Origin of the sequence: Nonomuraea sp. NPDC003709 (assembly GCF_040610775.1) — a bacterium.
Classification (GTDB): Bacteria; Actinomycetota; Actinomycetes; order Streptosporangiales; family Streptosporangiaceae; genus Nonomuraea; species Nonomuraea angiospora_A.
In genome coordinates this window covers 25759-48947 of the sequence record NZ_JBEXMW010000044.1, presented here as the reverse complement: position 1 = coordinate 48947, position 23189 = coordinate 25759, and the positions used below count along the sequence as shown (strand labels likewise).

The following is a 23189-nucleotide window of genomic DNA, read 5'->3' as shown; positions in this document are numbered from 1 at the left end:
ATGACCATCAAGGCCATGTGGGCCGGGCTGCTCCCGGCCGCCCTCGTCGCCGCCTTAACCACGGGCGTCGCGGATGCGCGGACCGTGGATCCGCCCTCTCCCGTGCTCCTCTACACGTTCGACTCCGACGACCTCGCCACCGGCTCCATCACCGACTCCTCCGGCAACGGCCTGAACGGGACGCTGGTCAACGGCTCCACCGCCGCGCTGGTCGACGGCGCGGGCGGTGGCCACGCGCTGAGCCTGCCCGGCGGCGCGCCTTCCTCCGACGGCGCCTACGTGCGGCTGCCGCTGGACACGATCAAGGGCAGGACCGACCTGACGGTCTCGGCGCGGGTCAAGTGGGACGGCACCACCGCCGCCTGGCAGTGGATCTACGCGCTCGGCAAGGACACCAACCGCTACCTGTTCAGCACGCCGTACAACGGGGACGGCGTGCTGCGCACTGCGGTCACCACCTCGGGCGGCGGCGGCGAGGCCAAGGTCACGGGCTATGCCCCACTGCCGGCCGGCGCCTGGAAGACGCTGACCGTCACGCTCGACACCGCCGCCAAGCGCGTCACCACCTACCTGGACGGCGCCGCCGTGGCCTCGGCTCCCACCACCATCACCGCCGCGCAGCTGATCGACGCCGCCACGACCTCGGCCGGGTTCATCGGGCGCTCGTTCTATCAGGACCCGCTCTTCGACGGCGCGATCGACGACTTCCGCGTCTACGCCGCCGCGCTGTCGGCGGAGCAGGTGGCCGCCGTCACCGGCGGCCGGCCGCCGACGCCGACGGGCCTCGCCCAGAGCGCCTTCTCCGTCCGGACGACCATCGGCACCGCGCCGGCCCTGCCGGCCGCCGTCCGCGCCACCTTCACCGACGGCTACGACCGCGAGCTGCCCATCGCCTGGTCGCCCGTGGATCCCGGGGACTATGCCGCCGCCGGGACCTTCACCGTGACCGGCACGGCCGGCGGCAGGCCCGTCACAGCCGAGGTCACCGTGATCCGCGAGGGCCAGCTCGTCATCGACCTCGCCGAGAACACCGGCCCCTTCCACGGCGGCGCGTCCGGCACCCTTTACGGCCTGTACGGGCCGGGGGTGCCGACCGACAACCTCATCGAGGGGATGCGCCTGCGCACCGTCTCGACCAAGGCCCAGGACGGCCCGCAGCACCCCGGCGCCGACGCCCTGGAGGTCGTCAAGCCGCTGGCCGACAGCACCGACGGCGACGTGTACATCTACATGACCGACATCCACCGCGGCTTCCCCTACCAGTGGCCCGGCGGCACGCCGCAGGAGAAGCTCGACCTGTACCGGCAGAAGATCGCCAAGCAGGTGGACCAGGTCCTCCAGCTCGACCCGAAATATCAGGACAACATTGTCTTCGTGCCGTTCAACGAGCCCGAGGGCAACATGTTCGGCACGGGTGAGTGGAGCTACAACCGGGTCAGCTGGCTCAGCGACCCGCGCGACTACTTCAAGGCGTGGGACGACGTCTACGCGCTCATCAAGGGCAGGATGCCGGCCGCCCGGATCGCCGGCCCCAACACCAGCGTGCTGTACTCCCAGGTCAAGGGCTACCTGGAGCACGTCGTCGAGGCCGGCACCGTGCCCGACGTGATGACCTGGCACGAGCTCAGCCACCCCGAGCAGGTCAGGGCCAGCGTCAAGCGTTACCGCGAGATGGAGGCCGAGGTCTTCGCCGGCACGAAGTACGCCGGGAAGCGGCTGCCCATCAACGTCAACGAGTACGCCTTCAACTACCACACCTCGGTGCCCGGCCAGATGATCCAGTGGGTGTCGGCCATCGAGGAGTCGAAGGTCGACGCCGACATCGCGTACTGGAACATCGACGGAAACCTGTCCGACTCCGCCGTGCAGGCCAACCGCGGCAACGGCCAGTGGTGGCTCTTCAACGCCTACGGCAGCATGAGCGGCCACACCGTGCGGGTCACGCCGCCGTACCCGGGGCAGAACTACACCCTGCAGGGCGTCGCCACGCTCGACCCCGGCAAGAAGCAGGCCCGCGCCATCATCGGCGGCGCCGACAGCGCCGGGCACATCCGCTTCGAGCACGTCCCCGACAAGGTCTTCGGCCGCCGCGTGCACGCGTGGGTGCGGGAGATCCCGTGGACCGGCCAGGTCGGCGACTCGGCGCAGCCGGAGATCGTCGCCGAGCGCGACGTCGCCGTCAAGGACGGCACCGTGGTCTTCGACTTCGGGGCCGGTGACCTGCCGAGGCTCAAGGAGTCGTCGGCGTACGAGATCGTCCTCACCCCCGCCGGCTCGGGCACCGCGACGGCGCCCGCGCCCAAGCTGTGGGAGGGGTCGTACGAGGCCGAGGACGCGAAGTACACCGGCGGCGGCTACAACCGCAACGGTCCCGAGGGCTCCCCGTCGGACGTGTCGAAGTTCTACACCTCCGGCCGCTACGACGTGGGCGGGCTGCGTACCGGCTCGGACGGGGTGCTCGACTTCACCGTCGAGGTCCCGCGGGCCGGCCGCTACGACCTCAGCGTGTTCGCCAACTCGCTGAACACCTTCGACCGGGTGCGCGAGCAGGGTCCGACCAACGTCTTCGTCCGCGTGGACGGGGGCGCGGAGCAGGAGCTGTTCCTGCCGCTGGGCTACAAGTGGGTGGTGTGGGACCACGCGGACACCACCGTGGAGCTCACGGCGGGCAAGCACGTGCTCTCCCTGGCCGCGCGCAGCCTCGACGGCGCCAAGGCCACGAAGGGCGACGCGATCGTCGACCGGATCCGGCTCTCGCTGGCCAACCCGGCGGCGGCGACCTCGATCTACGAGGCCGAGCTGGCCGACCTGCGCGGCGCCCGCCCGTCCTACTCCGCGTACGGAGCCGGGCTCTCGGGCTCCGGGGTCGTCGCGGCCCGGCGCGAGGAGTCGGCCACCTTCTGGGTGTACTCCGCCCAGGACGCCCCGGCCGAGCTGGACCTCAAGCTGCTCGGCTCCGGCCAGGCGGCGGTGACGGTCAACGGCGTACGGGTGCTGGACCGCGCCCGGCGCGGCGACGCGACCGCGGCGGTGTCGCTGTCCGGCGGCGTCAACAAGGTCACGGTCACCGGCAGGTCCGGCACGTCGCTCATCGACCGGCTCGAGGTGCGGCCCGCCGCCGGCGCGCTGCCGGCCACCGTGTACGAGGCGGAGTCCGCCCGGCTCGCCGGGACGGCGAAGGCGTCGCCGCTCTCGCTGGCGGGCGGCGGGCGCGCGGTCACCGGGGTCGGCGGCACGCCCGGCAACGCCAACACGCTCACCTTCGACGTGCGGGCCGCCGCCGACGGCACGTACGCCATGCGGGTGCGCTACTCCAACCCGGAGCAGTCGCCCGCCACGCACTACAACCCGGACCCGCTGGCCAGGCACGCCGACATCTCGGTGAACGGCGCCGCCGCGCAGCGCGTCCTGTTCCCCCACACCTTCCACGAGAACAACTTCTGGGAGCTCACCGTCCCGGTGCGGTTGAAGAAGGGCTCGAACACGGTGCGCTTCTCGGCCGAGGAGCTGCCGAACTTCGACGGCACCACGTACGCGTCGGAGACCTTCCCCGGGGTGCTCCTGCGCGCGCAGTACGCCCCCGTGATCGACAGGATCACGCTGGCGCCGTTCAGCGGCTGATGCACGCTTGTCGTGCGGAGCGGCGGCGTCCGGGCGGGCCGTACTGATCAGCGGGACGGTGACACCAGGCCCGCGTCGTAGGCCGTGATGACCAGCTGGATCCGGTCGCGGGCGGCGAGCTTGGCGAGCAGGCTGGCCACGTGTGCCTTGGCCGTGCCCGGGCTGATGTGCAGCTCGGCCGCGATCTCGGCGTTGGACAGGCCGCGCCCGACCAGGGTCAGCACCTCGCGTTCCCGCCCGGTGACGCCCGCGAGCTCGCGCGGCCGGGGCGCCGGGGCGGGGCGGCGCGCGAAGTCCTCGATGAGGCGGCGGGTGACGCCGGGCGCGATCAGGGCGTCCCCGGCGGCGACGACGTGCACGGCGGACAGGATGTCCTCCAGTGCCATGTCCTTGACCAGGAATCCGCTGGCCCCCGCCCGGAGGGAGGCGTAGACGTTGTCGTCGTCGTCGAACGTCGTCAGCATGATCACCCGGGTGGACGGGGACTCGGCGGTGATGGTCTGGGTGGCCTCGATGCCGTCCATGCCGGGCATGCGGATGTCCATCACCACCACGTCCGGACGCAGCCGCCTGGCGAGCTGGACCGCCTGGGCTCCGGTCCCGGCCTCTCCGGCGACCTCGACGCCGGGGGTGCCGTCGATGACCATGCGCAGGCCGGCGCGGATCAGCGGCTGGTCGTCGGCGAGCACGACACGGATCGTCACGACACCTCCACCTCGGCGCCCGCACGTCCGGCCGGGTCTTTGATTGGGCCGGCGAGTGGGGTGGTGAGCGGCAGGCGGGCGGTGACGCGGAAGCCGCCGCCGGGCCGGGGGCCCGCGCTGAAATCGCCGTTCAGCAGGGCGACGCGTTCGCGCATGCCGGCGATCCCGTGCCCGCTCCCCGCGCTCGGCGTGGCGGTGCCGCGTCCGGCGTCGGAGATGTCGATGCGCAGTTCCTCGTTCCCGTAGTCGATCGTGACCTGGCAGTGGTCGGTGCCCGCGTGGCGCAGCACGTTGGTCACGGACTCCTGCACGATGCGGAAGGCGGACCGGTCGACGGCGGCGGGCAGGGGCCGTGGCCGCCCGTGCCTGCGCACGTCCACTCGTACCCCGGCGGCCGCCGTCGCCTCGGCCAGCCGGTCGACGTCGGCCAGCCCCGCCGCGGGCGCGGGCTCAGAGGACTCGCGGTCACGGTCGCCGTCGCGCAGCGCGCCGAGCAGGTGCCGCAGCCCCTTCAGCGTCTGCCTGCTGGTCGCCTCGATCGCGCCCAGCGCCTCGCGCGCCTGCTCCGGCCGGCTGTCGATCACGCGGGCGCCCGCGCCGGCCTGGATGGCGATGATGCCGATGCTGTGCGCGACCATGTCGTGCAGCTCCCGGGCGATGCGCAGCCGCTCGTCCGTGACCGCCTGGGCCGCGGCGTGCGTACGCAGCGCACGTTCGTACTCGCGCCGCTGCCGGATGAACATCCCGCCCATCCAGCCGACCACCACGCCCAGGCCGAGCAGGACCGACAGCGCCAGGAACCCGGGCGCAAGAGCGCGCAGGCCGTGCCGCAGCAGGTCCGCCTGCAAGGCCGTCTCCTGGACGACGAGCGTGACGGCCGCCGCGGCCAGGCCGACACGGCGCGACCGGGCGGCGGCGACCAGGCAGACCAGGACGTCACCCGCCAGGAGCAGCGGCCAGAACCGCTCCGCCGGCAGCCCGGCCGCCGACGCCGTGACCACCCCGGCCAGCAGCACCGCGAGCACCATGCCGGGCCGCCGCCGCGCCCAGGCCAGGGGGAAGGCCATGGCGGCGGCGAACGCCGCGTGCGCGGCGTCCACCGGGAGCAGGTTCTCGCCGTCGGTCAGCGTCAGGGCGTACAGCAGCGGCACCAGGCCCGCCAGGCCGCACCAGGTGAGCAGCGTCCGCACGCCGCCCGGCAGCCGTTCCGGCCATCTGTCGCGCACCCGTCGATCGTAGTCACCTGCTCAGGGGCCGGGCATCGGCCGCCGGGCCTATGCCCGCGGGCCACCCCCGCCCGCCGCAAACAGGCCCGCGGCCAGATGCGGCACGCCTTCGACCTGCGACAACGTTGGTCAGGTGATCGAAGTCAACGGACTGACCAAGCGCTACGGCGCGGTGACGGCGGTGAACGGCCTGACGTTCACCGTGCGGCCGGGGCACGTCACCGGGTTCCTCGGCCCCAACGGCGCCGGCAAGAGCACCACGCTGCGCATGATCCTCGGCCTGAACCGTCCCACGTCCGGAAGCGCCACCATCGACGGCCGCCGCCGCCCGGCGGGCCTGCGCCACGTCGGCGCGCTGCTGGACGCCGGTGACGTGCACGGCGGCCGCACCGCGGGCGCCCACCTGCGCGCGCTGGCCCGCGGCAACGGCCTGCCCCGGCGCCGGGTGGCCGAGGTGCTGGAGGAGGTGGGACTGGCGGGGGTGGCGCGCCGCCGGATCGGCGGGTTCTCACTCGGCATGCGCCAGCGGCTCGGCATCGCCGGCGCGCTGCTGGGCGACCCGCCGGTGCTGATGTTCGACGAGCCGATCAACAGCCTGGACCCGGAGGGTGTGCTCTGGGTGCGCGGCCTGTTCCGGCGGCTGGCCGCCGAAGGACGCACGGTGCTGGTCTCCAGTCACCTGATGAGCGAGATGGAGCACACCGCGGACCGCCTCGTCGTCATCGGCCGCGGCGAGCTGATCGCCGAGGAGAGCCTGGCCGGGTTCGCCGCCCGCGGCACCGGCGCGTCCGTCGCCGTACGCACCCCCGACCCCGCCGAGCTGGCGGCCGTCCTCAGCCTGGAGGGGGCGCACGTGCGGCCGGAGGGTGGAGACGCCCTGACCGTGACGGGGCTGAGCGCCGCCCGCGTCGGCGAGCTCGCCCATCGGCGCCGGATCATGCTGTACGAGCTCACGCCGCGGACCGCCTCGCTGGAGCAGGCGTTCATGGAGCTGACCGCCGGCCACGCCGAACACCGAGCCGGTGACCCCGCGATAACCGCCGGACACGCCGACCACCGGACCGGCGACCCCGCAATGACCGCCAGACCCGCCGACCACCCGGCCGGTGACCTCCGATGATGACCACCAGACCCGCCGGTGATCCCACGACGAGCTCCGGCACCTTCCGCGACCTGCTCGCCGCCGAGTGGATCAAGCTCTGGTCCCTGCGCTCGACCTCGTGGCTGCTCGGCCTGGGCACGCTGGCCATCGTCGCCCTGGCCGCCCAGAGCAGCCTCGACGCCTACCAGAGCTGGCCAGGCTTCACCGCGATGGAGAGGGCCAGGTTCGACCCGCTGGGCGAGGCGTTCAGCGGCCTGGCCGCCTCCATGCTCATGATCGGCGCCGGCAGCCTGGGCGCCCTGACCATCGTCGGCGAGTACGCCACCGGCCTCATCCGCACGACGCTCACGGCCGTCCCGGCCCGCCACCGCGTCGTGGCGGCCAAGCTCGCCGTCACCGCCGCCGTGACGCTCGCGACCGGCGCGCTCATCTCGGGGGGAACGTTCGGGGTCAGCCAGGCCATCATGTCCGGCCGCGGCGTCGCCGTCTCGCTCGGCGACCCCGGCGTGCTGCGCGTCCTGGCCGCCAACGCGCTGCTCGCCCCGGTGTCGGCGCTGACCGGCATGGGCATCGGCGCGCTGGCCCGGCACACCGCCGCCGCCGTCGTCACCGTCTGCGCCGCGCTGGTCATCGTGCCCACGTTCTTCCAGCCCACCGTCCACCAGTGGCTCAACGACCTGTACGCCCTGGTCCCCTTCTACGTCTGGCGGACCTGCCTGGGCCTGCCCCTGCTCCGCGACGACCCCGCCCTGCCCACGGTGGCCGGCTCGTGGGCGGCCTTCGCTCTGTGGCCGCTCGTCGCCGCCGCCCTGACCCTGATCGTCGTACGTCGCCGCGACGTATGACCCGTACGAAAGGAAATCCGATGAAGTTCCGCCTGCCCGCCGTCGCGCTGACGGCCTGCCTCACCCTGACCGCCGTCCCCGGCACAGCGGCCGCCGCCTCGGCCTCCATCCAGTTGGAACTGCCCCGCCCGACCGGCCCGAACCCGGTCGGCCGCGACATCCTCCCCCTGGTCGACAGCGCCCGCAAGGACCCCTGGGTCCCCGAGTCGGGCCCGCGCCGGCTCATGGTCTCGATGTACTATCCCGCCCGCTCGGCCACCGGCGGACCCGCTCCGTACATGACCACCGCCGAGGCCGCGTCCCTGCTCCAGCGCAAGGCCCCCGGCGCGAAGATCCCCGCCGAGGTCATCAGCGGCACCCGCACCTACGCCCGCGCAGGAGCGCCGCCCAAGCAGGGCCGTTACCCGCTGGTGGTGCTCTCCCCCGGCCTCGGGCTCCCGCGCGCCAGCCTCACCTTCCTGGCCGAGGACCTGGCCAGCCGCGCGTACGTGGTCGCGCTGGTCGACCACGCCTACGAGTCCTCCGGCACGACCCTGCCCGACGGCCGCACCATCACCTGCGCGCCGCTCTGCGACCAGCCCAAACCGCCGGAAGGCGGACAGGCGGCCATCACCGCGAACCGCGCCAAGGACATCACCTTCGTCCTCGACGAGCTGACCGGCCGGCACCCCGCCTGGAAGAACGCCCGCATGATCGCCCCCAAGCGGATCGGCATGGCGGGCCACTCCCTCGGCGGCGACGCCAGTGCCGCCACCATGGCCGTGGACAGGCGCGTACGGGCCGGGGTGAACCTGGACGGCACCTTCCACCCCGCGGTCCCGCTCGACCGGCCCTTCCTGCTGATGGGCAGCCGGTCCGACCACGTGCCCGGCAAGGACCACACGTGGGATGACGCCTGGACGAAGATGAGCGGCTGGAAGCGCTGGCTCACGGTGGCCGCCACCGACCATGCGAGCTTCACCGACCTGTCCATCCTGCAGCAGGCGATCGGCCGGTCGGGCCCCGACTCGCTCTCACCGCAACGCTCGCTGGAGATCACCCGCGCCTATGTCGGCGCCTTCTTCGACCAGCACCTGAAGGGCCGCAAGCAGCCGCTGCTCAACGGCCCGTCACCGGCGAACCCGGAGGTCGCCTTCCACAACCCCTGAGGCTGTTCTCATTCCTGAAATATCCGGCTTTGGCGCAGTGGGAAGCGCCTGACGGGCGTCCAGCGGAGCCCGTCGAAGCTCGCCAGGTCCACGGCGGTGACGCGGGTGGTGAACGGCAGTCCGGGCGCGACGGCGGACTCGACGCCGTCCAGGACCTCGTCGTCGCCGTAGCCGACGGACAGGTGGGGGACGGCCTCGCCGTACCGGCCGCCGTACGGGCGCAGCGCCGGCCACCTGCCGGTCACGCTCCGCGTGAGAGCGGCGAACGGCCCGGCGGGCTCCGGCCCCAGATAGATCAGGCCGGGAAAGCGGCCGCAACCGGTGAAGGCCGCCTCGAAGGGCTGGTGGGCGGCGAACAGCCCCGCCAGCTCCGCCAGCGTCCCGTCCCCGATCTCCGGCCGTGGCAGGAACGGATAGAGCACGGTGACGTGCGCGGTCACGCCGTACCTGGCCGACGGGTCGAACAACGCGCGCTGGCCGCCGACGACGGGCTCGGCTTCGGGCACGGGCACCACGAGGACCGTGGCGCCGACCGGGTACGGAGCCGCCCCGCCCGCGCTCAACTCGCGCCCCGCGTGCCGTACCAGCGCCACTCGGTGAGCCGTGGGCGATCGGGGAGAGCGGTCCGCCCCGTCGCCCACAGCAGGACCTCCCAGGCGTCACCGTCAACGGCGGCATGGTGGGGAAAGAGCCTGTTCAGGACCCGGGAGCACAACTCCCCCGGCGGCCTCCACTCCAGATCCAGCCCTTGAGCGATGTCATGCGTGTGCACGAGGACCTCGACAACGGCCATGGCGGCGAAACCCTCCGGGTCGGAGGGCCCGAAAACGTGGTAGGCGACGGCGTCCGAGGGGGCGGTGCGCAGGACGGACGCCATCAGGCCTCCGCACGCCTCCACAATGGTCAGCAGGCCCTCGGCACCCGCGGCCCGGTCGGCGAAGATGACGTTCGCCGGGCCACCGCTCCGGTCGCTGCTCGTCCGGAACGGCAACAGCGCGGTCGTCGGCGGCTCGGCGAGCCCGAACCTCACGGCGTAGGTGAACAGGTCGTCGGCCAGATGCTCGAGCGTCTCCCGGCAGGTCCACTCAAGCGTCCCCGCCCTGGCCTCCCACGCATCGGCATCCGCGTCCCTCAGGGCGTCGACGGCCAGAGCCACGACCCGGCGCACGTCCTCTCCGTCGAGTGCGGCTTCCGCGCTGTGCATGGGAAGGATCGTAACAACGGCCGGCGCGGGGCCGGTCAGTCGCGCGTCGGGGTGAGGGCGCGCAGGGCCTCGCGGAGGTCGGCGCCGGAGCCCGCCGCGACGACCCCGCCCTCGCGGTCGACGGCCACGGCGGAGAAGACCGGGCCGGCCGGGGTATCCGGGTCGCAGGTGAGGGTGACGGCGTGCCCGTCGAGCAGCATCGCCTCGGCGTCCGTCCTGGACGGGGGCGCGGCCCGGTTGATCAGGTCGCGGGCCGAGATCAGGGCGGCCACGGGGGTGCGGTGGCGGCCCAGCAGCACAGGGCTCTCGTCGTACGGCTGGGTGACCTGCCGGACGAGGTCGCCGAGCTTGGCCCGGGCCGTCGAGAGCGGCACGAGCGGGAGGCCGCTCAGGATCCCGGACACCTGGGAGAGCGGCACGAGCGCGGCCCACTCCCAGCGCTCGCGGGTGACCAGGATGGTCTCACCGTTCCTGGCGGCCTTGACGATGGTCCCCCAGCCGGCGCGGGCCTCCTCGACGCCGAGCGGGGTGCCGTACCGGGCGTGGAGTTCGGCGTAGGAGGGCGGCTGGGCGGCGGAGTCGTTGATCACCCGAAGAATCGTAAGGCGCCTTACGGAATATGTGCAAGGCGCCTGACAAAATCCACGTCAGACGCGCTTCGCCGTGGAGGCGCGGACGACCAGCTCGGTGGCCAGCTCGACGTGGTGGGAGTCGATCTTCTCGCCGGCCGCCAGCCGCAGCGCCGTACGCACCGCCACCCCGCCCATCTCGCGCAGCGGCTGGCGGACGGTGGTCAGCGGCGGGGAGGCCATCCGGGCCATCTGGGTGTCGTCGAACCCCACGATGCTCAGGTCCTGCGGGACGCGCAGGCCCCGCTCCCTGGCGGCCTCCATGACGCCCAGCGCGCTCTCGTCGCAGCCGGCGAAGATCGCCGTCGGCGGCTCCGGCAGGTCGAGCACGGCCCCGCCGTACTCGAGTCCGTCCTCGTAGCGGAAGTGCCCGGAGCGCGTGTACGCGGGCGGCACCGGCACCCCTTCGGCCTCCATGGCGGCACGGTAGCCATGCAGGCGGGCCTGGTTGCAGGCGGCGGTGGCCGGGCCGCCGAGGTAGGCGATGCGCCGGTGGCCGAGGGACAGCAGGTGCTGGGTGGCGGCCAGCCCGCCGGCGAAGTTGGTGGAACCGACGCTGGTCACGCCGGCGTGCGGCAGGTGCAGCGGGTCGATCACGACCAGCGGCAGCCGGACGCGGGACAGCGCGGCCAGCTGCCGGGTGCTCAGCTGGTCGCACGTGACGCAGATCAGCGCCCGGCGCCCGGCGGCGGCCAGGTCGCCGGCCCACGCGGCGGGGTGGTCGATCTTCTTCCTGACGCTGACGACGATCCCGACGCCGAGCTCCGCCCCGGCCGCCACCACACCCTGGATGATCTCCGTGGAGTAGGTGCTGAAGTCGTCGTCGAACTGCACTTCGACGGTGTCCGTGGCGACCGGCCCGTCCGTACCCGGGGTCCGGCGTGGCGACGGCGCGATGTAGTCGTGCTCCCGCAGCAGCGACTGCACGAGGGAGCGCGTGGTCGGCGCCACGTCGCTGCGGCCGTTGAGCACCTTGGACACGGTCGCCACCGACACGCCCGCCGAGGCCGCGACCGTGGCCAGCGTGGCGCGTCTAGAACTGGACGGCATCGACTCCCCTTTCCCGCTCGACCGACACGGGGGTGTCCAGGCGCCGGTCGTGGCCGACGACCCGGGACGGGCCGGTCAGCCGTACCGTGCCCCGGCACGGCAGGTCGGCCGCCGACGTGCCGACGAGCACCTCGAGGTCCCCGGGCTCCACGATGCGCCTCAGATCGCGGCCGGTGAAGGCCGTCCGGTCGGCGTGCACCCGGAAGGTCACGCGGGCGCTCGCCCCAGGCTCCAGCCGGACCCGGGCGAACCCGGTCAGCTGCCGGACCGGCCGGGTGACCTGGGCGACGACGTCGTGCAGGTAGAGCTGGACGACCTCCTCGCCGGCCCGGTCCCCGATGTTGCGCACGCTGACCGCCACGCCGAACTCGCCGTCCGTGGGCACCTCGGCGTCGCTGATCCGCAGGTCGCCGACCTCGAAGCCGGTGTAGGAGGTGCCGTACCCGAACGGGAAGAGCGGGGTCGGGTCGAGGTTGCTGATGCCCTGGCTGTCGGCGCCCAGCGGCGGCTGCAGGTACGTGCCCGGCTGCCCGCCGTGCCCGCGCGGGATCTGCACCGGCAGCCTGCCCGACGGCTGGACCCGGCCGGACAGCACGCCGGCGACGGCCGCGCCGCCCTCCTCGCCGGGCATGAACGCCTGGACGAGCGCCGCCGCGCCCGCGCGCACCCGGCCCAGCGCGTACGGACGGCCGGAGACGACGACGGCGACGACCGGCGTGCCCGTCGCGGCCAGCTCGGCCACCAGGTCCTCCTGCAACCCAGGCAGGCGCAGGTCGTCGGCGTCGCAGCCCTCCCCGGAGGTCCCGAGGCCGAACAGCCCGGCGAGGTCGCCCACGGCCACCACGCACAGGTCCGCCCCGCGCGCCGCTTCGAGCGCGGCGGCGAACCCGGAGCGGTCGTCGCCCTGCACCTCGCAGCCCCGCTCGTGGACGAGCTCGGCCTCCGGCAGCTCGGCCCGCAGCCCGTCGAGCAGGCTGGGCGCCTCGATGCCGAGCCCGAGCGCGGGGTGGCGGGGCAGCACGTGGTTGGGGAAGGCGTAGCAGCCCATCAACGTCCGCGGATCGTCGGCGCACGGCCCGACGACCGCGATCCGGCGCGGCCCGGCAGGCAGCGGCAGCGCGTCGCCGGCGTCGAGCAGGACGATCGACCGCTCGGCCAGCTCGCGCGCCAGCGTCCGGTTGCCCGGCGAGTCGAGGTCCACGTCATCCGCCCCGGACACGGACTTCTCGGGCGTCCAGTCCGGGTCGAGCAGCCCGAGCTGCACCTTCTGGGTGAGCAGCCGGCGCACCGCCCGGTCGATCAACGACTCGGGGAGCCCGCCGGCGCGTACCCGCTCGACCAGGTGCGGGCCGAAGCCGAGCGTGTCGGGCAACTCGACGTCGATGCCCGCGGTGAGTGCCTGGACGCCCGCCTCGCCCGTGTCGGCGGCGACGCGGTGCATGCTCGCCAGGAACGGGATCGCCCAGTAGTCCGACACGACCGTCCCGGTGAAGCCCCACTCCTCGCGCAGCACCTCGGTCAGCAGCCAGGGGTCGGCTCCGGCGGGCACGCCGTCCACGTCGGAGTAGGAGTTCATCACCGACCGGGCGCCGCCCAGCGCGATGGCGGTCTCGAAGGTCGGCAGGATCATGTCCATCAGCTCGCGCCGCCCCATCGGCACGGGCCCGTGGTTGCGGGCCGCCCGGGAGGCGGAGTATCCGGCGAAATGCTTGAGGGTGGCGATGATCCCCGCGTTCTCCAGCCCGCGCACGTACGCGGCGCCGAGCATGGAGACGAGGTACGGATCCTCGCCCATCGTCTCCTCGACCCGGCCCCACCGGTAGTCGCGCACCACGTCCAGCACCGGTGACAGGCCCTGGTGCACGCCCACGGCCCGCATGTCCCGGCCGATCGCGGCCGCCATCCGCTCCACCAGCTCAGGGTCGAACGTCGCCCCCCACGCGATGGCCGCCGGGTAGACGGTCGCCCCGTACGTGGTGAACCCGGTCAGGCACTCCTCGTGGACGATGGCCGGAATGCCGAGCCGGGAGCGCTCGACGACGGCCCGCTGCAGCCTGACCACCTCGGCGGCGCCCTCCCGCGCGGTCACGGGGGCGCTGCCGTGCACCCGGGTCAGGTGGCCGAGCCCGTGCCTGACGGCCTCGTCGAGGGGGACCGTGCCGGAGGCCGTGAACACGTCCTGCATCGGGGCGACGTTCAGCGTCTCGGCGTCCTGCGCCGGCTCGTGCTGCATGTCGTTGCCGAACCACCGGCTGCCGAGCTGGCCGACCTTCTCCTCGAGGGTCAGCTCCGCGAGGAGGGCCTCGACTCGGTCGGCCACGGGAAGCGCCGGGTCCTGCCACGGGCGGAGCACGCCGTCCATCGCGGGGGTCCGATCCAGAGCCGTCATCTGCTCTCCTTAAAGCCGATTCCCGCCGTGAGTATTTCGAAATGTTTCGATGTCGTCGAGTGGCCTGCGAGCAAGCGTCCCCGATTTACAGACGACCAGATGAACGCCGCGCCTGAGTACTTTACACACGCGCTGCTCGGATGGGCAGATTCCCGGATACCCCGGTCTTGACAGGCCCATGGTCGAAACCTAAATTGACGGACCACGCGGTATGTCGCAAATGTTTCGACGAGCTCACTCAAAGGAGACGTGACGAGCGGCATCGGCAGGCGCCGCGTCCCCGGCCGCCCGCCACCACCATCCGACGATCAACGAGCCGCGCGGCCAACCCCCCGGCGTTCAAGTACGGAGATCAGCGTGGAGAACAGGTCAACTTCCCGCCGCACCTTCCTCAGCCTCTCCATGGGCCTTCCCCTCGGAGCCGCCCTGACCGCCTGCGGAGGCTCCGGGCCGACCCAGGCCGGCGCCGGTGGCGGGGGTGCCACCACCACAGGTGGCGGCAGCGGTGCCGGCAAGGCCACCTACTGGTATCTCACCGGACAGCCACAGGAAGGCATCCGCACCCGCGCCGTCGAGCGCTTCAACAAGGCCAACCCGAGCAGCCAGCTCGCGACCACGATGTTCCAGAACGACGCCTTCAAGACCAAGATCAAGACGGCGATCGGCGCGGGCGAGGCCCCCACCATCATCTGGGGCTGGGGCGGCGGCGGACTGAAGAGCTACGTGCAGGCCGGCCAGGTCGACGACCTCACCTCCTGGTTCGACCAGAACGCGGCCCTGAAGGACAAGCTGTTCCCCTCCTCCTTCAACGCGGCCACGGTCGACGGCAAGATCTACGCGGTGCCGGTCGAGGCCGTGACGCCGATCGTCCTCTTCTACAACAAGAAGGTCTTCGAGAAGGTCGGCGCGCAGCCCCCGCAGAGCTGGGGCGACATCATGGACCTGGTCAAGAAGTTCAACGCCGCGGGCGTCGCGCCGTTCTCCCTCGGCGGCCAGTCGCGCTGGACGAACATGATGTGGCTGGAGTTCCTCTTCGACCGCATCGCCGGCCCCGAGGTCTTCCAGGCCGTCTTCGACGGCGAGAAGGACGCCTGGAGCAACCCGGCCGCCATCGACGCCCTGACCAAGATGCAGGACCTCATCAAGGCGAACGGCTTCATCAAGGGCTTCTCCTCGATCACCGCCGACTCCAACGCCGACCAGGCGCTGCTGTACACGGGCAAGGCCGCGATGATGCTGCACGGCGGCTGGACGTACGGCAACATGCGCGACACCGGCGGCGACTTCGTCAAGGGCGGCAACCTCGGCTACATGAACTTCCCGCCGGTGGACGGCGGCAAGGGCGACCCCAGCGACACCGTGGGCAACCCGGCCCAGTACATGTCGATCTCCTCCAAGGCGTCGGAGGCGGAGAAGGAGATCGTCAAGAAGTTCCTCGCCACCGAGATGAACTCCGACGCGCAGAACAAGGACTGGGCCAGCAACGGCTTCGTGCCGATCGTCAAGGGCACCGACTCGCAGTTCGGCACCGACCTCGACGGGACGTGGCAGCGGTTCGTCTACGACACCGCCAGCAAGGCCAAGTCCTTCCAGCAGTCCTGGGACCAGGCGCTCAGCCCGACCGCGGCCGAGGTCCTGCTGGACAACATCGCCAAGCTGTTCCAGCTGTCGGTCTCGCCGCAGCAGTTCGCCACGAACCTCAACGAGGTCATAGGCAAGTGACGGTCCCCCCGATCTCCGCCAGGGGAAACGCGCCCCTGGCCGCCGTGCCCGGCGGCCAGGGGCGCGGCCTGGCCTGGCTGGCCGTACCGGCCCTGCTGCTCTTCGTCGGCTTCGGCGTCATCCCGCTCATCGGGGTCTTCGTGCTCAGCTTCACCGCCTGGGACGGGCTCGGCGAGATCCGTCCGGCGGGCTTCGACAGCTGGCGCGCCGTGCTCTCCGATCCCGGCCTGCCGCACGCGCTGTGGGTGACGTTCCTGGTCATCGCGATGTCGTGGGTGGTGCAGACGCCGGCGAGCATCCTGCTCGGCACGTTCCTGGCCGGCTTCCAGCGCTACCGCGCGGTGTTCTCGGTGATCTACTTCATCCCGCTGCTGCTCAGCTCGGCCGCCATCGCGATCACCTACAAGGCGCTGCTCGACCCGAACTTCGGGCTCGGCGCCGGGCTGGGGATCCCGATCCTCGTGCAGGACTGGCTGGGCGAGCCCGTCCTCGCCTTCAGCGTCGTGATCTTCGTGGTGTCGTGGCAGTTCATCCCGTTCCACTCGCTGATCTACCAGGGTGGCGTGCGCCAGATCCCGCGCTCGATGTACGAGGCCGCCGAGATCGACGGCGCCGGCCGGGTCCGCATGTTCTTCAGCATCACCCTGCCCCAGCTCAAGTACACGATCATCACGTCCTCGACGCTGATGGTCGTGGGGTCGCTGGTCTTCTTCGACCTCATCTTCGTGCTCACCGCCGGCGGCCCGGGGGACGCCACCCGGGTGCTCGCCCTGGAGATGTACAAGAGGGGCTTCCAGGCCAACCTGATGGGCCCGGCCAGCGCGATCGCCGTCATCCTGGTCCTGGTGGGCCTGGCGCTGGCGCTGCTGCTGCGCCGCCTCGGCGGCCGGGACGCGACCCACAGCCAGCTGGAAGGTGCCTGACATGACGACGACCCTCGCGAAGAACGCCTCGCAGGCGGCGGCGCGGCACACCGCTCCCGGCCCCAAACGGGTGACCCGCCGCCCCAACTGGCTGGGCGGGCTGGTCGCCTGGTTCTGGCTGGCGGTCGTGGTCGTGCCGATCTACTGGATCGTCATCACCAGCTTCAAGTCGCAGAGCAACTATTACGTCGAGAACCCCCTCGTGCCGCCGGCCGAGCCCACGCTGGCCAATTATCAGATGGTCATCGAGTCGGACTTCATCCGATATTTCATGAACAGCGTCGTCGTCACGGTCGGCGCGGTCGCGCCCGCCGTGGCGGTGTCGTTCATGGCGGCGTACGCGATCGTCCGCAGCGGCAGGGGGCGGTTCCTGCGCTGGACCAACTCGGCGTTCCTCATGGGCCTGGCCATCCCCCACCAGGCCACGATCATCCCGATCTACCTGATCATCATCAAGCTCGGTCTCTACGACACGCCCATGGCGCTCATCCTGCCGTCGATCGCGTTCGCGATCCCGCTGTCGGTGCTGATCCTGTCGAACTTCATCAGGGACGTGCCCAAGGAGCTGTTCGAGTCGATGCGCCTCGACGGCGCCAGCGAGCTCGGCACGCTCTGGCACCTGGCACTCCCCCTGACCAGGCCCGCCGTGGTGACGGTGACCATCTACAACGCCCTGACGATCTGGAACGGCTTCCTGCTGCCGCTGATCCTCACCCAGAGCCCCGAGCAGCGCACGCTGCCGCTGGCGCTGTGGACCTTCCAGGGCCAGTACAGCATCAACGTGCCCGCGGTGCTCGCCTCCGTCGTCCTGACCTCGGTGCCCATCCTCATCCTGTACGTGGTCGGCCGCCGCCAGCTGCTGGCCGGCCTGACCGCCGGATTCGGCAAGTAACGAGGAGCCGCCCGCCCCAGATTGCAAAATCGGACTGCGGTCCGGTAACGTCTTACCCACGTAACCGGACCGCAGTCCGACTTATTCTGGAGGCAATGACATGACCGCTCTGATCACCCGGGACGACCTCGCGGCGGCCATCGAGGCGGGCACGGTGACCGTGGTCGATGCGCTCGGCGGCGCGTACTACGCCAAGCAGCATCTCCCCGGCGCCGTCCCCCTGGCCCCGGCCGACGTGGACGCCCAGGCATCCGCGCTGCTGCCCGACAAGAACGCCGCGATCATCACGTACTGCTCCAACCCGGCGTGCCCGAACAGCGGCCAGGTCGCCGGCCGGCTCACCGCGCTGGGCTACACCGACGTGCGCAAGTACCGCGAGGGGATCGAGGACTGGACGGCCGCGGGGCTGCCCGTCCAGTCGTCCTGACCGTCCTTCCGCCTACTGACCGAAGCTGCCCGCCAGCACCTCCACCCGGTCCCGCTTCGCGTACAGCTCCCAGAAGCCGTCCGCGAGGACGTCCGGGTGGATCACCTCCGGCTCGAACTCGAGCGGCACCGAGGACGAGGTGATCCCCCGGTGCGGCACGCTGCCCTCGATCAGCGCCCCCACGTTGACCGCCCCCACGTACACACCCTTGCCCGCGAGCTCGGCGTTGAGGGTGTGGAAGTAGTTGCGCAGCGCCGCCTGCGCCATGCCGGCGTTGCCGAGCCCCGGCGTCGGGTAGATCCCCGACTGCCCCGCGGTGAACAGGATCGCGCCGTCGCCCCGCTCGACCATGTCGGGCAGCACCTGCCGCACCAGGGCGACCGCCGAGAGCACGAACCGGTCCAGGATCACCCGCGCGTTCTCGACGTCGACGTCGAGCGTCGCCGCGATCCCCTCCCCCATGTTCCCGCCGCCGGGGCTGAACTCGGCGACGTCGATCCGCCCGTACGTCTCCTTGATGGCCGCGACCGCGGCGGCGAGCCGGCCGGGCTCGTAGACGTCGGCGGTGAATCCGGCCGCCTCGATGCCGTCGCGGGCGAGCTCGGCGACGAGGTGGTCGAGGTTCGGCCTGGTCCGGGCGACGAGCGCGATCCGGAAGCCCTCGCGCCCGAAGCGGCGGGCGAGGGACAGGCCCATGACGGGGCCGGCGCCGAAGATGGCGAGAGTTTTGGGCATGACGACTCCTTAATGCATTCAGCTAACTTGACTGCAGTCCCAAGTTCTGTGCCGGAAGCATACGCACAAGTTGGGAGTGTTCTCAACTTCGCCTACGATGGACCGCATGCCGACCCCCGCCAGACCGCTCCGCAGAGACGCGCAGCGCAACCGCGACCTGCTGGTGACGGCCGCGAGAGAGCTGTTCGCCGCCCGCGGGCTGGACGTCCCCCTCGACGAGATCGCCCGTACGGCCGGGGTGAGCAGCGGCACCCTCTACAACCACTTCCCGAGCCGCGACGACCTCGTCGACGCCGTCTTCGCCGACCGCACCGCCACCGTGGTGCGGATCTCGGAGCACGCCCTGTCGCTGCCGGACGCGTGGAGCGGGCTGGTGCACTTCCTGGAGCGGGTGTGCGAGCTGCAGGCCGCCGACCGCGGCTACAACGACCTCGTGTCACGCCGGGGCCCCCAGCCGACCCCGGCCAGCGACCCGGCACTCGGCTACGCGATGATGTCGCGGATCATCGACCGCGCGCACGAGGCCGGGGTGCTGCGACCCGACTGCACGCTGGAGGACATGGTGTTCGTGACGTGGGGCATCGCCCGCACGGTCGAGGCCACCACCGCCGTCCGGCCCGAGGTGTGGCGGCGGCATCTGGGGTTGATCCTCGACGGGTTCCGCGCCCCGGCGGCGCATCCGCTGCCGGAGCCGCCCCTGCGGCCCGACGAGCTGGTGCGCATCATGCGAGAGTTCTGCTGACCGGCGCCCCAACGCCAGGTGGCGCCCGCCTGCGGCCCGAAATTCCCGCCGGGAACGACGACGGCAGATCGCATGGCTCAAAGGTACGCGCGGCCGGGAATGCCCGGAGGCACCCATGCGTTGTGGCGAGCAACCGATTGAACTTTCAACCAAACAGGAGGGGTCATGCCCGCCATCACCGCTGACACCCTGGCCCTGCCCCGCGTCGCCGCGCCCGACCCGGCCGCCGTCACGCGGCGGCCCGTGAAGTCGGTGACGACCGCGCCCAGCGGGTTCGAGGGCGAGGGGTTCCCGGTACGGCGCGCGTTCGCCGGCGTGCCGCAGTCCGCGCTGGACCCGTTCATCCACATGGACCAGATGGGCGAGGTCGAGTACGCGCCCGGCGAGCCCAAGGGCACCCCCTGGCACCCGCACCGCGGCTTCGAGACCGTCACCTACATCATCGACGGCATCTTCGAGCACCAGGACTCCAACGGCGGCGGCGGCACGATCACCGACGGCGACACCCAGTGGATGACCGCGGGCTCGGGCCTGCTGCACATCGAGAAGCCGCCGGAGCACCTGGTGGTCTCGGGCGGGCTGTTCCACGGCGTCCAGCTGTGGGTCAACCTGCCCAAGGCGCACAAGTTCCACCTGCCCCGCTACCAGGACATCCGCGGTCGCCAGGCGGCGCTGCTCGCCTCGGCCGACGGCGGCGCGCTGCTGCGGGTGATCGCCGGCGAGCTGGACGGCCACGCCGGTCCGGGCGTCACGTTCACCCCGATCACGATGGTGCACGCCACGGTGAGCCCCGGGGCCCGGCTGGAGGTGCCGTGGAACCCGGCGTACAACGCCCTGGCCTACGTGCTGGCCGGACACGGCTACGCCGGGGACGAGCGCACGCCGGTGCGCAAGGGACAGCTGGTCGTCTTCGGCCAGGGCGGGGCGATCACTGTCGCCGCCGACCCGGCCCAGCCGCAGGCCGAGCCGAACCTGGAGGTGCTGCTGCTCGGCGGGCAGCCGATCCGCGAGCCGGTCGTCCAGTACGGCCCCTTCGTGATGAACAACCGCGCCGAGATCCTTCAGGCGATGGAGGACTACCAGGCCGGCCGCCTGGGCGTCATCCCCGCCGAGCGCCTTCCGCACACCGGACAGGAGTGAACATGCCGATCGAGAAGCTGGCCGAGGAGTACAGGCGCGGGCGCCGGTTCTTCGACTCCCAGGACTACATCGGGGCCGCCCGCATCCTGGCCCAGGTGGTGGCCGCCGCGCCGGACAACCTCGCGGCCCGGCTGCTGCTGGCCCGCGCCTACTACCACTCGGCCCAGCTGGGCCGGGCCGAGGCCGAGCTCCGGCTGGTGCTGGAGCGCGACCCGGCGGAGGGGTACGCCTGCCTGCTCCTCGGTCGTACGCTGCAGCGCCAGAACAGGCCGAAGGACGCCGAGCCGTACCTGCGCATGCACGCCGCGATGACCGGCGAGTGACATGCGCGACGCTGAGCGCCACCGTCCCCGGACGGTGGCGTTCCGGCCTGCAGTGATATCCATTCGAATATCGACAATCAAGGCATATCAGTCTTGGACAGCACGAACGGCTCTGTGCTGTCATGACGCCCATGTCCCCTTCGAGCCCCTTGTGGAGCCTTGCCCGCCTGACCGGAGCGGCCGTGGCCGCCGGCACGGTGGTCGCCGCGATCGCGCTGCCCACCGTGGGCGGCACAGGCTCCCTGTTCGTCTCGGCCACCGAGATGCTTGATCTCAAGCCCGCCCAGCTCGAAGAGCCGCCCCTGGCCCAGACCTCCGTCGTGTACGACGCCGAGGGCGACCGCATCGCCCAGTTCTACGCCGAGAACCGCAAGGAAGTGCGGCTGGACCAGATCGCGGACGTGATGAAGACGGCGATCGTCGCCATCGAGGACTACCGCTTCTACGAGCACGGCGCGCTCGACCTGGAGGGCACCGCCCGGGCCCTGGCCAAGAACCTCAGCTCGGGCGGCATCGCCCAGGGCGGCTCGTCGATCACCCAGCAGTACGTCAAGCAGGTCCTGCTGAACTCGGCCGACACCGAGGAGGGCAAGAACAAGGCGCTGGAGGCCAGCTACGCGCGCAAGCTCAAGGAGCTGCGGTACGCGATGGGCGTCGAGGAGAAGTACTCCAAGGACGAGATTCTCCGCCGATATCTGAACATCGCCTATTTCGGCGCGGGCGCCAACGGCGTGGAGGCGGCGGCGCGGCGCTTCTTCGGCGTCTCGGCCGCCGATCTCAACCTGACCCAGGCGGCGACCCTGGCCGGCGCCGTCCAGAACCCCAACAGGACCGACCCCGGGCTCGGCAAGCAGCCCCGCAAGCTGCTGCTGGAACGCCGGAACGTGGTGCTGGACCGGATGGCGCAACTCGGCCGGATCACACCGGATCAGGCGGAGCAGGCCAAGGCGGCGAAACTCGGCTACAAGGGCGTCGAGGCACCCAATGGCTGCCAGGCCAGCCGCTATCCCTACTTCTGCGAATACGTACGTCATGAGCTGCTCACCAGCCCCGCCTTCGGCAGGACCGAGCAGGCCAGGAAGCAGCGCTTCGCCCGCGGCGGCCTGAAGATCTACACGACGCTGGACCCGAAGGCGCAGCGGGCGGCGGAGACGGCGATCAGGAAGCACGTGTTCGCCTCGGACCACCCCGTCGCCGCCGAGGCGCTGGTCAAGCCGGGCACCGGCGAGATCAAGGCGATGGCGGCCAGCCGCCCCTACGGCCGCTCGGCCAAGCGGAACGAGATCTCCTACAACCCCGTGGCGGACAAGCGGCACGGCGGGTTGATCGGCTTCCAGGCGGGCTCGACGTTCAAGACGTTCACGCTGATCACGGCGCTGGCGCAGGGCATGAAGATCGACGACGGGATCAGCGTGACCAACGCCTACACCGCCCCCGGCTACGCCTCGTTCAAGAACTGCAAGGGCCAGAACATGGGCATCCCGTCCTGGACGGTCACGAACGACGAGGGTTCGCCCGGTTTCAAGACGCTCGCGACCGGTACGTGGGGGTCGGTGAACACGTTCTTCATGGCGCTGGAGCAGCGGGTCGGCCTGTGCGAGACGGTTCAGACCGCCAAGTCGCTCGGCATCAGGCGGGCGGACGGGGGGCCGCTGCAGGAGTACGAGACGTTCACGCTCGGGATCAACGAGATGGACCCGGTGACCGTGGCCACCGCGTACGCGGCCGTCGCGGCACGCGGCACGTACTGCGCGCCCATGGTCATCACCAAGGTGACGGAGGCGAGCACGGGCAAGGCGACCTCGTACGAGCCGTCGTGCCGCAAGGCCCTCGACCCCGAGGTGGCCGACGCGACCGCGCACGTCCTGTCCGGCGTGTTCACCAAGGGCACGATGCGCGGCGTCGGCGGCATCGGCCGCCCGGCGGCGGGCAAGACGGGCACCACGGACGGGTACGCCACGGCCTGGTTCGCCGGGTTCACCCCCGACCTGGCGGGAGCGGTCAGCGTCGGCGACCCGCGCGGCTCCCAGCGCTACAAGCTGACCGGCGTCACGATCGGCGGCCGCACCTTCGGCGCGGTGGCGGGCGCCTCGGTGCCCGGGCCGATCTGGAAGGACACCATGATGGCGGCGCTGGAGGACGTGCCGGCCGCGGACTTCACCCCGGTGAACACGGCCCGCTTCGGCGGCTGTGGCCAGAGCTGCGCACCGCCCCGCGATGACCGTCCGGACCCGGCCCAGGACCAGCTCGCGGACATCGAGGGCTGACCCCGTCTCGGCCGCCGTCTCCTGCGAAAGGCCGGCGTCCACGGAACCACGGCCGAGGTGGCTCACCGCCTCCCCCTCGGCCGTCGCGCCGCTCGCCCTG

At 71.8% G+C, this 23189-nt stretch carries 20 protein-coding genes; 12 read left to right on the top strand and 8 right to left on the bottom strand.

Annotated elements, in window-relative coordinates; all coding sequences use genetic code 11:
* Complete coding sequence (locus tag ABZX61_RS61595) at positions 1-3621, top strand: LamG-like jellyroll fold domain-containing protein (protein WP_355211505.1); 3621 nt, start codon at positions 1-3, stop codon at positions 3619-3621.
* A gap of 47 nt (positions 3622-3668) precedes the next feature.
* Here the strand turns inward: ABZX61_RS61595 and ABZX61_RS61590 are convergent, their stop codons facing one another.
* Both ABZX61_RS61590 and ABZX61_RS61585 read right to left on the bottom strand, forming a co-directional pair.
* Positions 3669-4325: a response regulator transcription factor gene (locus tag ABZX61_RS61590; protein ID WP_355211503.1), complete on the bottom strand. Its 657-nt coding sequence runs from the start codon at positions 4323-4325 to the stop codon at positions 3669-3671.
* Positions 4322-5551, bottom strand: a complete 1230-nt coding sequence (locus ABZX61_RS61585) for a sensor histidine kinase (protein ID WP_355211500.1) — start codon at positions 5549-5551, stop codon at positions 4322-4324. Before ABZX61_RS61585 ends, ABZX61_RS61590 begins: the two co-directional genes overlap by 4 nt.
* 133 nt (positions 5552-5684) lie before the next feature.
* On the opposite strand from ABZX61_RS61585, the gene ABZX61_RS61580 reads away from it, so the two are divergent.
* The 3 genes from ABZX61_RS61580 to ABZX61_RS61570 are packed head-to-tail and all read left to right on the top strand — an operon-like array spanning position 5685 to position 8646.
* On the top strand, positions 5685-6671 hold the full coding sequence (locus ABZX61_RS61580) for an ATP-binding cassette domain-containing protein (RefSeq protein WP_355211497.1): 987 nt from the start codon (positions 5685-5687) through the stop codon (positions 6669-6671).
* The gene (locus ABZX61_RS61575) at positions 6668-7498 is read left to right on the top strand and encodes a hypothetical protein (protein ID WP_355211494.1); all 831 of its coding nucleotides are present in this window, start codon (positions 6668-6670) and stop codon (positions 7496-7498) included. Before ABZX61_RS61580 ends, ABZX61_RS61575 begins: the two co-directional genes overlap by 4 nt.
* Before the next feature lie 20 nt (positions 7499-7518).
* A complete protein-coding gene (locus ABZX61_RS61570) occupies positions 7519-8646 on the top strand; it encodes an alpha/beta hydrolase (RefSeq protein ID WP_355211491.1) in 1128 nt (375 codons plus the stop codon).
* A gap of 8 nt (positions 8647-8654) precedes the next feature.
* On the opposite strand, the gene ABZX61_RS61565 is transcribed toward ABZX61_RS61570, so the two are convergent.
* From ABZX61_RS61565 to ABZX61_RS61545, 5 genes are read right to left on the bottom strand one after another with little or no spacing between them, the layout of a single operon-like run.
* Complete coding sequence (locus tag ABZX61_RS61565; protein WP_355211488.1) at positions 8655-9239, bottom strand: 2'-5' RNA ligase family protein; 585 nt, start codon at positions 9237-9239, stop codon at positions 8655-8657.
* Positions 9206-9850, bottom strand: a complete 645-nt coding sequence (locus tag ABZX61_RS61560) for a maleylpyruvate isomerase N-terminal domain-containing protein (RefSeq protein ID WP_355211485.1) — start codon at positions 9848-9850, stop codon at positions 9206-9208. Before ABZX61_RS61560 ends, ABZX61_RS61565 begins: the two co-directional genes overlap by 34 nt.
* Before the next feature lie 35 nt (positions 9851-9885).
* Positions 9886-10440, bottom strand: coding sequence for a type II toxin-antitoxin system prevent-host-death family antitoxin (locus ABZX61_RS61555; protein ID WP_355211482.1), 555 nt, complete (start codon positions 10438-10440; stop codon positions 9886-9888).
* A gap of 57 nt (positions 10441-10497) precedes the next feature.
* Entirely contained in the window at positions 10498-11529 is a 1032-nt protein-coding gene (locus ABZX61_RS61550) for a substrate-binding domain-containing protein (protein WP_355211479.1), read from the bottom strand.
* Positions 11513-13918 carry a glycoside hydrolase family 3 N-terminal domain-containing protein gene (locus ABZX61_RS61545; protein WP_355211476.1) on the bottom strand — a complete coding sequence of 802 codons (2406 nt, stop codon included), beginning with the start codon at positions 13916-13918 and terminating at the stop codon, positions 11513-11515. The genes ABZX61_RS61550 and ABZX61_RS61545 overlap by 17 nt, the downstream gene beginning before the upstream one ends.
* 357 nt (positions 13919-14275) lie before the next feature.
* Between ABZX61_RS61545 and ABZX61_RS61540 the strand changes: the two genes are divergently transcribed.
* The 4 genes from ABZX61_RS61540 to ABZX61_RS61525 all read left to right on the top strand — a co-directional run bounded on the left by ABZX61_RS61540 (position 14276) and on the right by ABZX61_RS61525 (position 17882).
* On the top strand, positions 14276-15640 hold the full coding sequence (locus ABZX61_RS61540; RefSeq protein WP_350741072.1) for an extracellular solute-binding protein: 1365 nt from the start codon (positions 14276-14278) through the stop codon (positions 15638-15640).
* Positions 15637-16563, top strand: a complete 927-nt coding sequence (locus tag ABZX61_RS61535) for a sugar ABC transporter permease (RefSeq protein ID WP_350741074.1) — start codon at positions 15637-15639, stop codon at positions 16561-16563. Before ABZX61_RS61540 ends, ABZX61_RS61535 begins: the two co-directional genes overlap by 4 nt.
* A gap of 1 nt (position 16564) precedes the next feature.
* Positions 16565-17455, top strand: coding sequence for a carbohydrate ABC transporter permease (locus ABZX61_RS61530; RefSeq protein ID WP_355211472.1), 891 nt, complete (start codon positions 16565-16567; stop codon positions 17453-17455).
* Positions 17456-17555: 100 nt separating this feature from the next.
* The gene (locus ABZX61_RS61525; RefSeq protein WP_350741077.1) at positions 17556-17882 is read left to right on the top strand and encodes a rhodanese-like domain-containing protein; all 327 of its coding nucleotides are present in this window, start codon (positions 17556-17558) and stop codon (positions 17880-17882) included.
* A 12-nt stretch (positions 17883-17894) separates the two neighbouring features.
* Here ABZX61_RS61525 and ABZX61_RS61520 read toward each other — a convergent pair whose 3' ends face one another.
* The gene (locus ABZX61_RS61520) at positions 17895-18617 is read right to left on the bottom strand and encodes an SDR family NAD(P)-dependent oxidoreductase (protein WP_355211469.1); all 723 of its coding nucleotides are present in this window, start codon (positions 18615-18617) and stop codon (positions 17895-17897) included.
* Between the two features lie 106 nt (positions 18618-18723).
* Between ABZX61_RS61520 and ABZX61_RS61515 the strand changes: the two genes are divergently transcribed.
* From ABZX61_RS61515 to ABZX61_RS61500, 4 genes are all read left to right on the top strand, one after another.
* The gene (locus tag ABZX61_RS61515; protein WP_355211466.1) at positions 18724-19359 is read left to right on the top strand and encodes a helix-turn-helix domain-containing protein; all 636 of its coding nucleotides are present in this window, start codon (positions 18724-18726) and stop codon (positions 19357-19359) included.
* A 165-nt stretch (positions 19360-19524) separates the two neighbouring features.
* Positions 19525-20499 carry a pirin family protein gene (locus ABZX61_RS61510; protein WP_350741083.1) on the top strand — a complete coding sequence of 325 codons (975 nt, stop codon included), beginning with the start codon at positions 19525-19527 and terminating at the stop codon, positions 20497-20499.
* Between the two features lie 2 nt (positions 20500-20501).
* Complete coding sequence (locus tag ABZX61_RS61505; protein WP_350741085.1) at positions 20502-20822, top strand: tetratricopeptide repeat protein; 321 nt, start codon at positions 20502-20504, stop codon at positions 20820-20822.
* Between the two features lie 131 nt (positions 20823-20953).
* On the top strand, positions 20954-23089 hold the full coding sequence (locus ABZX61_RS61500) for a transglycosylase domain-containing protein (protein ID WP_355211463.1): 2136 nt from the start codon (positions 20954-20956) through the stop codon (positions 23087-23089).
* The last annotated feature ends 100 nt before the right edge of the window (positions 23090-23189 follow it).